At 39.3% G+C, this 12938-nt stretch carries 12 protein-coding genes and 3 pseudogenes; 7 read left to right on the forward strand and 8 right to left on the reverse strand.

Features of this window, described 5'->3' with window-relative positions:
- Positions 1 to 76: 76 nt before the first annotated feature.
- From EKM96_RS10105 to EKM96_RS10115, 3 genes and pseudogenes are all read right to left on the reverse strand, one after another.
- Positions 77 to 229: pseudogene (locus EKM96_RS10105) on the reverse strand (DNA adenine methylase); the annotation flags it as partial.
- A gap of 148 nt (positions 230 to 377) precedes the next feature.
- Positions 378 to 959: a recombinase family protein gene (locus EKM96_RS10110; RefSeq protein WP_071665523.1), complete on the reverse strand. Its 582-nt coding sequence runs from the start codon at positions 957 to 959 to the stop codon at positions 378 to 380.
- Positions 960 to 1065: 106 nt separating this feature from the next.
- Positions 1066 to 2037, reverse strand: a complete 972-nt coding sequence (locus EKM96_RS10115) for an FRG domain-containing protein (RefSeq protein ID WP_125643283.1) — start codon at positions 2035 to 2037, stop codon at positions 1066 to 1068.
- Positions 2038 to 2182: 145 nt separating this feature from the next.
- Here EKM96_RS10115 and EKM96_RS10125 point away from each other — a divergent pair, with 145 nt between their 5' ends.
- The 5 genes from EKM96_RS10125 to EKM96_RS10145 all read left to right on the forward strand — a co-directional run bounded on the left by EKM96_RS10125 (position 2183) and on the right by EKM96_RS10145 (position 6195).
- Positions 2183 to 3358 (forward strand): IS256 family transposase, encoded by a 1176-nt coding sequence (locus EKM96_RS10125; protein WP_125643289.1) that lies wholly within the window; start codon positions 2183 to 2185, stop codon positions 3356 to 3358.
- Positions 3359 to 3573: 215 nt separating this feature from the next.
- The gene (locus EKM96_RS10130; protein ID WP_125643291.1) at positions 3574 to 4134 is read left to right on the forward strand and encodes a hypothetical protein; all 561 of its coding nucleotides are present in this window, start codon (positions 3574 to 3576) and stop codon (positions 4132 to 4134) included.
- Between the two features lie 14 nt (positions 4135 to 4148).
- Positions 4149 to 5153, forward strand: coding sequence for a DUF3324 domain-containing protein (locus tag EKM96_RS10135; RefSeq protein WP_164508796.1), 1005 nt, complete (start codon positions 4149 to 4151; stop codon positions 5151 to 5153).
- A 20-nt stretch (positions 5154 to 5173) separates the two neighbouring features.
- Positions 5174 to 5404, forward strand: coding sequence for a hypothetical protein (locus EKM96_RS10140; protein ID WP_047021783.1), 231 nt, complete (start codon positions 5174 to 5176; stop codon positions 5402 to 5404).
- A gap of 254 nt (positions 5405 to 5658) precedes the next feature.
- Complete coding sequence (locus EKM96_RS10145) at positions 5659 to 6195, forward strand: KUP/HAK/KT family potassium transporter (protein ID WP_404819636.1); 537 nt, start codon at positions 5659 to 5661, stop codon at positions 6193 to 6195.
- Here the strand turns inward: EKM96_RS10145 and EKM96_RS10150 are convergent.
- Positions 6125 to 6619: pseudogene (locus EKM96_RS10150) on the reverse strand (IS30 family transposase); the annotation flags it as partial. The gene EKM96_RS10145 and the pseudogene EKM96_RS10150 overlap by 71 nt on opposite strands.
- A 12-nt stretch (positions 6620 to 6631) precedes the next feature.
- Here EKM96_RS10150 and EKM96_RS10155 point away from each other — a divergent pair.
- Entirely contained in the window at positions 6632 to 6952 is a 321-nt protein-coding gene (locus tag EKM96_RS10155) for a restriction endonuclease subunit S (RefSeq protein WP_225364048.1), read from the forward strand.
- A gap of 213 nt (positions 6953 to 7165) precedes the next feature.
- Positions 7166 to 7228 carry a putative holin-like toxin gene (locus EKM96_RS10790; protein ID WP_230083882.1) on the forward strand — a complete coding sequence of 21 codons (63 nt, stop codon included), beginning with the start codon at positions 7166 to 7168 and terminating at the stop codon, positions 7226 to 7228.
- 154 nt (positions 7229 to 7382) lie between these two features.
- Here the strand turns inward: EKM96_RS10790 and EKM96_RS10165 are convergent, their stop codons facing one another.
- From EKM96_RS10165 to mobQ, 4 genes and pseudogenes are all read right to left on the reverse strand, one after another.
- Positions 7383 to 8507, reverse strand: coding sequence for an ArdC-like ssDNA-binding domain-containing protein (locus EKM96_RS10165; protein ID WP_125643294.1), 1125 nt, complete (start codon positions 8505 to 8507; stop codon positions 7383 to 7385).
- Positions 8508 to 8510: 3 nt separating this feature from the next.
- Positions 8511 to 8726 (reverse strand): hypothetical protein, encoded by a 216-nt coding sequence (locus tag EKM96_RS10170; protein ID WP_125643297.1) that lies wholly within the window; start codon positions 8724 to 8726, stop codon positions 8511 to 8513.
- Positions 8727 to 8848: 122 nt separating this feature from the next.
- Positions 8849 to 10496, reverse strand: a pseudogene (locus tag EKM96_RS10175) (DNA topoisomerase).
- Entirely contained in the window at positions 10471 to 12531 is a 2061-nt protein-coding gene (gene mobQ / locus EKM96_RS10180; protein WP_125643300.1) for a MobQ family relaxase, read from the reverse strand. Before mobQ ends, EKM96_RS10175 begins: the two are co-directional and overlap by 26 nt.
- Positions 12532 to 12938 lie beyond the last annotated feature (407 nt).

Raw genomic sequence — 12938 nt, forward strand, 5'->3', positions numbered from 1 at the left:
GTTGTGGTGACACCATTAAAGACCTTTATGGGTTTTTCTGTCCACTAATATGTTCAACTTAAATTTTACAATCTACCATATCCAAAAAAACAGCGCCCCCTCCCACGAATGGTTCGTAATAATTTTTAATTTTTGACGGCAAATAACGTTTTATCTCTGGTAATAATTGTCGCTTTCCCCCAGCCCATTTGACAAAGGGCTTAACTAAAGGATTCTTGTGTATTGTCATTATATAAGTTCTCCTTTAGATTCTAATTTTTAATTTAAATACTAATTAAAGATGCGACCAACTTCCAGTAGCATCATTTTTAAGCATTTGTTATTTTACGCCTGTTTCAGGGCTTCTAATCTATTCTGATTATCTCATGTAAACCGGTTCAATGCACATCGAATTTCTTTCGGTATCTGATAAAGGTTGTCCGTTTAATCCCGGTATTACGGGCAACATCTACATCACTCATGCCCGTCTGGTAAAGTTTAAAAGCATGTAGTAAACGGGGATCATCTTCGGCATATTGAGGTTTCCGACCATGATATTTACCCTGCTGTTTAGCGAGGGCAATCCCTTGTTGCTGCCGTTCAATGATCCGCTTACGTTCGCTTTCAGCTTGATATTTATACAGTTCAATAATGAGATTCGTCATGACCTGGCGTAAATTAGGATCCGCAATCCCTGTCATGGACGGCAAGTTTAACACATCTAGGGTGGCCCCCTTATTTTGAATGGTGTTCATGATCTTAGTTAAGTCCTGGTTGTTTCGGCCTAAGCGATCTAATTCAGTGACCAGGACAATATCACCCTCGCGAACATAGGCGAGCATTTTTTGCAGTTCTGGCCGATTAGTGTTAGCTCCACTTAATTTATCCGTAAATAATTTATCAACGCCTTTTAAGGCCGCTAGCTGTCGATCTAAATGTTGCTCTTTGGAACTCACACGAGCATAACCAATTTTAGCCATTGTCAGCACTTCCTTTTGGACAGTTCTAATGAACATTTGTAATTCCTAGTATAGCACAGAATCAAAAAAGGCCACTAGGGTATACCCTAGTGGCCGTCACGCTAATTTATTGAAAAGGGAAAAATTCTCCTTTCCCTAGATTATCTGTATTTAATCTTGAATTTATAACGTTTTGATTTCCATTTACCATTTTTGATAAATCTTCTGGGGCTGTAAAATTTGAATGCAAAGGAGCTTCTTGATAGGCGATTTCCCAATCTCTCAAAATATTATAATCTTTTGAAAATTCTATGTTCTTTTTTACACCCTCAAAATCCGGAAATAATTTGGTACTGATGGCTCCGTTTTCTTTTAAATATTTTTGTAAATCATTTCGATCTCTTTGCGATAGTTTGAAGGTTATTTTTTCTAAAAGAGTTTCATTATTCCATGAGTATTTATCGCCAGATTGCTTCAAAAAGTCATCAGGATTATTAGATTGAAGCCAATCAGCCAATATTTTAATTTGAGAGTTTTGAATTTTAGCATTATCGTTTACTTTTGTGCTATCTATGCTAGATAGCAGCCCCTGCTGTGATTCCATTCTTTCGTTTTTATGATCTGTATCAGATACTATTAGCGGTAATTTAGGATATTGATTCTTTAACTCATCATATAAGGTCTTATTAAGTCTATATATGCAATACTTGTGTTTGTTGAAGTCGTCTCTAAGACAATGCATTTTACAAAGATCGATATGTTGGTCCAAAATATTTTCATCAACAAACTGTTTAATATAACTGGTGAATGCAAAGTATAAAGCTACATAGACCGAATAACTCCAGTCTAGATAACTAGTGCTGAGCCCGTAGTGCTGAGAAAGGCCATCTGCCAGCCCATTCATACCTACTTCTGAATACCCTCGCTCAGCGGCTTTTTTAACAACGTCAGAATAAATATTGTATTGGGCAAAACTGATGTCTGTTTTTAACTTTCTAGCTAGAGTTGGAACTAAATCATATTTTTCAAATGCACACCCTCGATAAATGAAGTTGCTATTATCCTTAGCTTTTGAAATGATTTTTTGTAACGTAGCCAATATTTCATTCCTCTTGTATAATTAAAGTGAGAGCGTAAAATATCTTGTGTAAATGCATAAAAGATTTCTGAATTGTATAGAAATAGGGAATGCCTTCCCTTATGATATTTAGTAACCACAGAAAACATCACAGGAGGCATTCCCCATGAATGAACTTACCACAGAAATTATCGCTGCACTAGCCCAAAAGCAAGATTTGGACGAAGTTTTTCGTCACCACCTCGAAATTGCGATTAACCAGCTGCTTCAAACCGAATTGGCAGAGCTTTTGGGTTACGAACGCTACTCATACGCTGGGATTAACACTGGTAATAACCGCAACGGCAGTTATGAGCGCTCGTTTGATACGAAGTACGGCCAACTTAACTTAACCATTCCTCGAGATCGCAATGGCCGGTTTGAAAATCATACCTTGCCAGCCTACGGTCGGCACAGTGATAATTTAGAAACAACGGTCATTCAGTTGTATACCAAGGGAATTACCACTGCTGAAATTGCCGAACTCATTGAGAAAATGTACGGTGCTCACTACTCCAAAGCCACGGTTTCCAACATGACTAAAGCCGTCAATGAACAGGTTCAAGCTTTCCAGCAACGTCGACTGGCTTCACAATATGCGGCCATCTTCTTAGATGCCACTTACTTGCCGTTAAAGCGGGATCCCGTTCAAAAAGAAGCCGTTCATATTGCGATTGGCATTCGTCCAGATGGTACGAAAGAAGTGCTGAACTACCAAGTGGCGCCAACGGAATCGACTGGAATCTGGACTGAACTGCTGGGAACCTTGATCAAGCAGGGCGTTAAAGATGTGCTGTTGTTTGTGGCCGATGGGTTAGTTGGTTTGGATGAAGGCTTGAATCGGCATTTCCCTAAAGCCAAACGACAACGTTGCCTGGTTCATGTTGGGCGGAATCTGATGAACAAAGTTCGCGTAAAAGACCGCAAGGCCATGATCAGTGACTTTAAACAAGTTCATCGGGCCGCCAACCGTGAAGCAGCCGAACTAAAACTGAATGAGTTCGCCAACAACTGGCATCAGACCTATCCCAAATTAATCAAAGATCTGCTTAAAATGCCGAATTTACTCACTTTCATGGACTTTTCACCAGCTATCCGGCAATCACTATACTCCACTAACCTGATTGAGAACTTTAATAAGCATCTCAAGCGCACCACCCACCACAAAGAACAATTTCCAACGGAAGATTCACTGGATCGCTTCCTGGTTTCTCAGTTTAATGTTTATAACGAGAAGTCTCTGAAGCGGATCCACCGAGGGTTCAAAGGACTCCAGGACACCTTGGAAGCATCATTTATTTAAGTTAGATACATATTATATGTACGAAGGCATTTCATTTACACAAGATTCTTGACGCTACCTCATTTACCTAATAAAATGCAAGTATTCATTCTAACTTTTTTAGTTTTTTTATAATTATATACACTTTTAAGTTGAAGTAAGTAGTATAATATCTGTAGTCTATAGGTGTACCCAAAACATATTGTAAGGTTTTAATAAAGAAAGTAGGAATAGTAATGAAAAATAAAATAGTATTATCAACCACATTATCTTTGTTATTGGCTTTAGGGATTCAGACAAGTACGGTTCATGCCGATACTACCAGCACTACAAGTACTTCTGTGGCACCTGGATCTTTAAAAATTAACTCAGTTCCAAGTATGACATTCAATAGTACAGTTGATGATATTGCCAATTCTACTTCTACCACGGCTAAACTGCAGTCTGATGGTAGTATCTCTACGACAGATGATGAAGGTTATGGGACAGCCACTAATTGGACTCTAGCTGCAACTCCAACTGAACTTAGCTACGCTGGTGGTAATGGGAAAACTAGCAACCTGAGTGTCTCTACATTAACAATAGCCGGGACTCCTATTACCACAATCGATGGTAAAACCAGTACTCCAATTGTTAAGAATGGTACCAACGAAGGGAACACTTCTACTGATTTAACCGCAGACAACACGTCAATTACTTTACCACAAGATAAGCAAGTGTTTGGAGCAGTTTATACGGGTGCCATTACGTGGACGTTATCTGGTAACACTGGAGCTATTGGTGGTACTGCTCAATAATTATGGCTGGCAATTTGAAGAAAGCTTCAAAACTAGTTTTCATAACTATCTTTTCTCTGATTTTAAGCCTACTGCTTACTTCCCATGTAGCACAGGCGCAAACAACTCCCTTTGCGGTGAAAGTTGTTGGTCAAAATCAACAATCCATAGTTCAACGAAAAGTTAATCCTGGGCAGTCAATAAAAATAAAGTTACTTTTATCTAATAATAGTTCTAAAAATCAACATATTTCTGTCACCAGTCATACTGCTTTTACCGGTGATGCTGGAATTATTCAGTATAATTTAAAGAATCCTGGGAAGCGTTATTTTGGGAATGTTGATTTCAACAGACTACTAACCGGCCCCCAAAGAATAACATTGAATGCTCATGAAAAAACAACCAAGATGTATACCTTAACAAGTCCAAATAATCATTTTAAAGGAACAATATTAGGAGGCATATACGTTAGCCAACTTGTTAATCAACAATCAAAAGGTAATGGTTCATCCAAAAAACAAGCTTATGTAGGGTATACAAATATTCTGGCTTACCAAATACCGATTGTTTTGAGACAAAGCAACCGCATTGTTCATACAAAATTGAAACTCAAAAAAGTAGTTTGTCAGGTAAATAACAGCACGCCTGTTGTACTAGCTCGAATTGCTAATATAACCCCTACCGTATTTAGTCGTCTTGAATTAAAAACAAAAATTATCAATCAGCGAAACAAAAAAGTGGTGTTCCAAAGCAACCAAAAAGATATTTCTATGGCCCCGCTAAGTTATTTCGATGATCATTTGATACTTAATAAAGGTTTGTCAGCTGGTAATTATATCTTAAGTATAAACGCGCAGTCAGGAAAAAGGCATTGGTTATTCCGTAAAATGTTCAAAATAAATACCAAAGTGGCACAAGCCACACAAACTAAGAATTATAGACATCATCCTGATTATGTATGGGCTGTAATAATTCTTGGTGTGGCAATACTAATTTTTATGTTAACGTTTGTTTATCGATTGGGAAAACGTCAACGTTAATTATGGAGCGGAGGATATAATTGATAACTAAAGCTAATTTGGAATATATTTTTTTCAAAGCGGTTGGCCCATTTATTATTATGGCTTATGTCGGCGGTAAGCTAAGTAAACATCATCTTTATATTATTGGATACCATGAAAAAATAAATTCTGAACATGCACGTTATCTACTGGATTCTCCTGACATGGTTATTGATAGTAGTTACAACAGTTGTTTTGGTTTTCATTGGTTGAAGGGACATTTTAAATAATCTGATCATTGGTGTATCTTAATTATAACGATCTAGGTTAAATAAGGGTCTTCGTCAACCAGTTTAGAAACTAGTTATATTTAGAAGAGGCTGTGACACAACTAGCTTCTAAACGAGCAAATGGGGCGAGAAACCGAATTTTGGTTTCTCGCCCCATTTGCTCGTTTAGTTGTCCCCCAAAAAGAATCCAATTCGTAAATGAATTGGATTCTAAATACAATTTCATCAACACCGGTTGACAGAGACCCACTAAAATAGCTAAGGTTTATTGGTTTGTTACAGTCAATGAAACCAATGCACCTTATGAAAGTAATTATACAGTTGATTTACTTGAGACGCATAATGTTGTTAACGTTCAATTTTACTTAGGGTTTAGGAAATCTCAATCCGTTAGTGTCTATTTACATCAAATTGTAAATCATCTAGTGGAACAAGGTATTTTAGAACCACAAATACCCACGTATTCAACAGAGCGACAACGGAAAGTCGGCGACTTTAAGTTTGTTATTATAAAGGAACAACCAGCAGATTTAATTGTCAATGATAAGTTAAGCTCGTTAGATAGAAGATTGATTGGCGGGCGCATCTATTTGCAGAAAATTACGGCCTCACCTATTTCATGGTATGGTTTGGAGTTTAGCAATGTCGTAGAAGAAAGTTCTCCGTTATTTATTACTCAAGATCAAGATCAATACTTAATCCAAAAGGCAAATTACAAGTTTAATCCGAACAAGCCCGGAATCTTTCAATGGCAGTCTGTTGATGATGTATTTTTAATGGTCGTTGATTAATTAGTTCAAGTGCTGCTAGGATCTCATCAGTCGTTACTTGGCTAAAATTGGTCTTTTTCGGGAAGAACCAGCGTAACCGTCTATTAAAATATTCATTGGAACCTCGCTCCCATGGTGAATATGGATGGCAAAAATAAACTTTGATCTGATAATCCTGTTCTAAGGCCTGATAATTGGCAAACTCTTTACCATGATCAACAGTAATGGATTTTACTTGGGGACCGAAGGCCCCCATAAACTTGCCAAAGGCGGTGTTTAGAGCCTTAGCCGTTCTATTAGGGGCTTTGATGGCCCATAGAAGTCGGGTCTTACGTTCTACGAATGTAACCAGACATGATCGTGACTCACTTCGACTAGAAAGCACCGTATCTACTTCCCAATGACCAAAAGCTAACCGTTGATTAACAGTTATGGTGATTTGTTGGGACGTGTTGCATTGATACCGGAAGATGATAGGTTTGTACTTAATCAGCGTGTTGCTTTATTGAGACCAAATGCGACCGCTGATCCACAATTTCTGTTCTCCTATATCAATGCACACCAATATTATTTCAAGGCACAAGGAGCTGGAATGTCACAACTGAATATCTCTAAAGGCAGTGTAGAAAATTTCATTTCTTTTGTTCCGATAATTGAGGAACAAAAGAAAATAGGTACCTTCTTTAAACAGTTAGACAACACTATCACTCTTCATCAGCGTAAGCTTGAAAAACTCCAAGAACTTAAAAAAGGGTATCTACAAAAGATGTTTTGCTGATTCTTAATTTGATCAAATTTAGGATCCTATGAAACTCCATGACTTAATTTTTGTTGTGCTTGGTCAATACTTAATTCACCTGTATAATAGATTACGCAGGAAGTTTTAAGGGCGGTGGCTGTCTTTTTCCTTGCGAGGTGAGGCCCATGGGAACATGGAATAATCTTCAGGAAGGTTTCACAGTCAATGAGCGTCTTCCAGACACTCTCGTTGATGTTGCTATTTGCAATGTTTATTTTAGCGTTGCTAACGTACATCGACAAAAGGAACAAATAAAAAAGCCGCCCTGCGTAACTTTGGCCAGTTACAGGGTAGCTTAATGCTGTCTTATTAACTTCGCCACCGCCTTTGAAGCGGCTTGCATGGGAAGTCCTGTCTTCAGCAGGGCTTCCTTTTTCTATTACATTATAGCATGCCCTTTAAAAACTGGCTAACGTTTTAGACTTTGATCAAGTTCGGATTCGGGTTGTTTGATCTCCGGATTCTGTTCAGCAAATGCTTTCAGTTGCTTTTGTGTTAGCTCACTGATTTCTTGGTGCACATCGTTTAACTGGTTTTTAAATTGCGCTTTCTGTTGTGGACTAGTTGCTTGTTGAATTTGTTGTTGCAAGCTTTGATAGGACTGATTAAGATCCTGAGTTGATAGCTTTTTTAAATCATGCTCAGGTTCTTTTTGTGCTTCTTGTAAGCCTAATTGTTTGGTTAACCCGTCACTAAGCTCAATCACTTTGTTGCTAACTTGCTGGATTTCACTTAAAGCACTATGGATCACGGCTTTATCTTTGGCCCAGGTAGCTACATACCCGAGGGAGTAATTGCCTGTATCAACCCCAATGTTTTGCATGGCAACATACGCAACCGCTTCGGCTTGGGTTTCCTGATAGGCTCGTGGCCGATCTTTAAAGGCTGATTTTAATCCGTGTAGCTGGCTATGCGCATATTCGTGATATAACGTCTTTAGTTTCAAAGCATTGTCGGGCTCATCGCCACCAATGACGATTTCATTAGTGCCGGGTTGAAAATACCCCTTAGCCCCATTTAGCGTCGCTAAAGGTACCTCACTGACTTTAAGTTCGGTTTGCTGGTTTAAATAATCTTTGAACGCGTTATATAAGCTTGTCACATTCTGATGATCGGCCAAATTTTCTTTGACAAAGTCTTTAGCGCTTAGGACAGGGTCACCACTAGTTTGTGCCACGTCGAAGATGGGCAGGTAACGATAACCAACAATGGCCCGTTCGTCGGTAGTATCAAGTCGCTTTTGCTCAGCAGGTGTTAATTTCTTAATAATAGGTGCCGCAATTCGAATGGATTTAGCACCCTTATTAACAGTGCGGTTAAAATCAGTTTGCCATTGCTTAAATCCCGCGACTTGGGTCGCTTGGGGATTTTGAGCATAGATCAAGTCAATATTTCTGGCACTGTACTGGTGGAATTTAGCCAGGGTATTGAGATACTTTTTAAATTGGTCACTATCAGTTAATTTTAGGATTTGCTGTTCAGCCTGGGCGAATAATTGTGCTTTCCAGGCTTTAACGTCGGCTTTACTCGGCATTGTCTACCCCTCCTCATCTTCAAAAGTATCATTCAATATAGGGGCTACGTTGATTTGAATCGGGGTCGTGCCATAAAGGGCGATGTAGCCATCAGCTAATTTTTGCCAAGCCACTTGATAATAGGATCCGTTACCAGTGATTTCTTTTAAATACTTGTAGGTTCCTTTAGCCTGCAAAACCGGTAATTCACTCCCAATGACTGTTAATTCGTTATCCATATTTATGATCTCCTTTGCGTTGCTAATCTCACCCGTTGTTTAGGTTTACTTTTAGGGTTGTCAAAGTGAACCTAAATGACGGGTTCACCAACCGGAACGTAGTGTAGGGCGGTAGGCAGGTTCTAATTAAAATCAAAACTTAATTTATGGCCGTCAAGTTTTAGCTTGGCGTCAAACGACTTCCCTTTTTTGCTCTTGAACCCCTTTAGTTTGCTGGTTTCCCCCTTAGTGATTAAGGCTTTGATCGCAGTTTTACCGAGGGTTTTACTGCTCCATTTCTTGGGCAGGGTAAAGTCTTCGCCTTGCTTAGGCTTTACAATGTAAAACTTCTGTTTATTTAAAACGGTCGCTTGCGGTGTTTCTAAGAATACTTCGGCGGCTTTTTGCGCTTGCTGTTGGTGATTGATTTGTTGCTTAATGGCTGCACTGCCAGTCAATTGCGCGGGGACCTCAGCAATCAACTTTGCCACGAACTTTTTGATTTGGTTCAAAAAGTTATCTGGGGTACGTTCTTCGGTACTGATTTGCTGTAACGCTTGCTCCCATTTCGCTGTCATCTCTGGGCTAGTTAACAAGGGTTCGAGTTCGACCGCTTTACATAAAGTAATCCCCGCTTCACTGACGTGGAGCTTGTTCTTTTCAGTAACTAAATAGCCGCGCTTCTTTAACACTTCCAGCACATTGGCCCGGGTTGCACTTGTCCCAATACCTTGCACGTCTTTGAGAATCGCCTGGGCTGCTTCATCATCAAGCGTTTTACCGGCGGTTTTCATGGCCGTAATCAGGGTACCTTCGGTAAAGGGTACCGGTGGTGTCGTTTCTTTTTGCGGCGTTTGCAGGTTTGCTTGGACTTGATCGCCTTGGTGAACGAGCGGTAAAGTTGCTGCTGCTTGCTGATCGGCTTTGTGATCATCAAATAAAGCTTGCCAACCTTGCTTAGTTGGGACCTTACCCGTTGCTTTAAAATTGGCGTCACCAACTTGGGTAATAATGGTAGTTTCCTCGTACTCGTACGGATCAGCAAACATCGCTAACGTTGTTCTTAAAACTAAGTCATAGACTTGATGCTGTATTTTAGGTAAGGTAGCTAATTGATCTTTAGTCGGGACGACTTTAGTCATAATAATGGCGTAATGTTCTTCAACCTTTTTCCCATTGACGTAACGTTTATTTGGGGTGGTATTGGTTAAAGCGACTTGCTTAGATACCAAACCCAGATACTTCGTCAGATTAGCCACTAAATAATCAAATTCTTCATCAGTGATATAAGCACAATCGGTGCGGGGATAACTGAGCAGTTTGTCTTCGTATAAGCTTTGAATAGCCGCTAAGATTTGGCTGGCGCTGGCGTGATAACGTTTATTCATGGCACTTTGGAGACTAGATAGCGAGAATAGTTGGGGACTAGCTCGTTTTTTGCCTTGCTTTTGGACGTCCTTGGTTAAACCGTCCTGTAAGCCCTTCTGAACGTGTTTAGCTTGCATGAATGTCATTAGCCCTGTTTCGCCTTTAAATCGCTGATAGGGGTCTAATTTTGCTGAAATTTTTGCTAATTAGCAAGAATTTCAGCATTTAGTTCAAAATAGGGTATCGGCTTAAAGGTTTTGTTTACCTGGTCTCTTTAATAGACCATACACAAGGCTGGCAGCTATACGTAACTAATCGAGCACGCTCTAATTTTTATCAATATAAAATACTTTATGGGCTACCATTCATACCAATTAACCAGTCGCTAATTTTGTGATTACAAGTGCATGCCCCCATCTTCATGCCGGTTTCTAGTTTGATGTTGCCGCTGCTTTTTCGTCATTTCCCACTCAGTCTCCTTTAGTCCACGTAGTTGCTGCTTTCTGAGATAGTCCGCGTTCTTCGCATATAAAATGGTTATTAAGGCTTCGTCCAAAATATTAGTCAGGTAGTTTTTCGGGCTAGTTGGGTAATAATTAATGGCCTGATAGTCCTTAATTTGGTCTTGCTTATATTGATCAAACCGTGTTGTCTGTTGTTTCAAACGGGCTTGCACCATTTCAATTTGTTTGTGATCCAACTTAGGATCTTGGCCACATTCGCCAATAAACAGTTGCCGGGTGCCATCATGTTTTAAGACCCGTTGCAGTCGATGATCCTGAATATCTTTTAATTCCATTTTACCTAACAGGTAATTTAAACCGGCTTGGTGTTGCTGACTAGTAAAGACTACCGATGGCTGCTGTTGCAATTGACTAAGATCATCGGCGCTTAATGGCTTTAATTCTGGGTCATAGTAAACCACAGCGGTATAGATTTGCTCCTTATCAATCGTCTCTAGCTTATCCAGGTCACTGTCTGGAAAAGCAGTCGTTAGAATGCTGTCGTATTGGGTTTGCACCACGGCTTTAACTTCCCGAATGACCCGTAAATCTTTGACCGCTTTAGAAATGAATTCGAGTTCGCTTGGTTCATAAACGGCTAGTATGCCCCGATCAGTAGGCTTCAAATCGTCTAACTGGTGACCATGTTTGGCTAGTACCGTGGTTAATTGCTTCTCAATTGTTTGGGCCTGCTGATTAACTAACTGCCAGCTGGTATACGGCCGCTTGGTAAACGTCAATAATTGCTGGGTCAGTAAGTCGTTTCGAATATCCGCTAACCGTTCTGCTAATTCGCTACCTTTGAAAATTGTTTGTTCGCTATTAGTCTCTTTAATCAGTTCCCGTCGTTCAGCCGCGGTTGTCTGTTCAAAATTAAGTTCCGGATACAGTTTTTTAGTTGCTCGGTCCACCACCTTATTTAACAACTGATTAGCTTGTGCTAGTGATGTGGTTTGCTGGTCAATAGTCAGCAGTTGCTTGGTCACATCTTCACCAACTGCATGTTTAATTAACAAGCTGTTTTTCCAATTAAACAGCATGCGTTGCTTGTCATCTAAGTGTTCTAAATCGACATAAGTTTTCAGTTGTTGACTTAGGTGGCTAATCGTGTGTTTTTCAGAGAAGGATAGCTCGTCAGTTAACGCGTCAAAATGTTCATGATTTCTTATCTTTTCGTCAAGATTATGATACTTAGCTTGAGTGCTTCTTTGTGCTCTAACTTGTTGATTAAATGCTTTTCGATTTTTTCTTTGGTTGTTAATGCCTTCGTGTTGGGTAGGTGTCTCTTGAATTCCTTGATCGACAAACGATTTTTCACTAATCCGATCCGGAATATTTTTTTGTGCTAAGAACTGATTAACACTCAACGCCCAATTTTTTCGCCATTCATTAATTTTTTCCTTTTTATCCCAATCAACCAACCAAATTTTTCTTTGTTTTGGAAACCCGCTTTTGGTTAAAAGTTGCTTGCCATTCTCATCTTTAATGTACTGCGTCTTTGCTTTTAATCCCCAACTACCATCGGAGTTAAATGGGCGGTTGGTTAACATCACATGTGCATGCGGATTGTCTGGGTGATCGCGATGAATTGCTACGTCAGCTACCATACCTTGATCGACAAAATTTTCTTGCACATATTTTGTCAGTAATTCTTTCTGTTCTGATTCACTTAATTCTACCGGTAAAGCTACGTTAAACTCTTTGGCATATCGTGAGTTTGATTTACGATCTTTCTTTTCAACTTCATTCCACAACTTCTCCCGATCACTCGCCCATTTTGGTGAATTCTTTGGTGTCAAAATAAAGCTTTCTGGCATGATCGATCGGGCATAAAAATAGTGGCGACCTTCCTTATCATCAAATAGCTTTTCACCACTTCGATAAGCGGCACTGGCAATGGCACTGCGTCCTTTACCAGCACTAATATTACTAAAACTCATATGAAATATTGCCATGTTAGTCACCTCTTTAATTTGATCCTATGGGTTTTCTTCTGTTGTCGACATCGGCGACTTCTAATACAGGTTTTTTGGGGGTTAGCACAACATAGAATTTATTCTATGTGTAAGTGCGCATTGACCTCGTTTCACTCGGTCTTCTGATTCTCTTAACTTTAATTTAGTGTATGCCTTCCACTTCGCTATTTCAAATTTTATACTTTGACATAACGTTTCCTATATGATATAGTTTCGGTGATTATTTCTAATATGATTGGAGAGATCGTTATGTCTCAAAGTAACTTAGAAAAACAAGAAGCTAAATTAAAAGCCCTTAATCAAAAAATTAAGGACGAAAAAAATAAGATTGAACAACGGCTAGGTAAACAAATCATCAGTCAAGCCAATTTAGATTATGCTAATTT

Source organism: Levilactobacillus tangyuanensis, assembly GCF_003946545.1.
Lineage (GTDB): Bacteria > Bacillota > Bacilli > Lactobacillales > Lactobacillaceae > Levilactobacillus > Levilactobacillus tangyuanensis.

Bases quoted from the DNA above. Each gene is read 5' to 3' on its own strand.
- mobQ (WP_125643300.1), bottom strand. From the start codon at position 12,531: ATGGCAATATTTCATATGAGTTTTAGTAATATTAGTGCTGGTAAAGGA.
- EKM96_RS10130 (WP_125643291.1), top strand. From the start codon at position 3,574: ATGAAAAATAAAATAGTATTATCAACCACATTATCTTTGTTATTGGCT.
- EKM96_RS10125 (WP_125643289.1), top strand. From the start codon at position 2,183: ATGAATGAACTTACCACAGAAATTATCGCTGCACTAGCCCAAAAGCAA.
- EKM96_RS10170 (WP_125643297.1), bottom strand. From the start codon at position 8,726: ATGGATAACGAATTAACAGTCATTGGGAGTGAATTACCGGTTTTGCAG.
- EKM96_RS10165 (WP_125643294.1), bottom strand. From the start codon at position 8,507: ATGCCGAGTAAAGCCGACGTTAAAGCCTGGAAAGCACAATTATTCGCC.
- EKM96_RS10110 (WP_071665523.1), bottom strand. From the start codon at position 959: ATGGCTAAAATTGGTTATGCTCGTGTGAGTTCCAAAGAGCAACATTTA.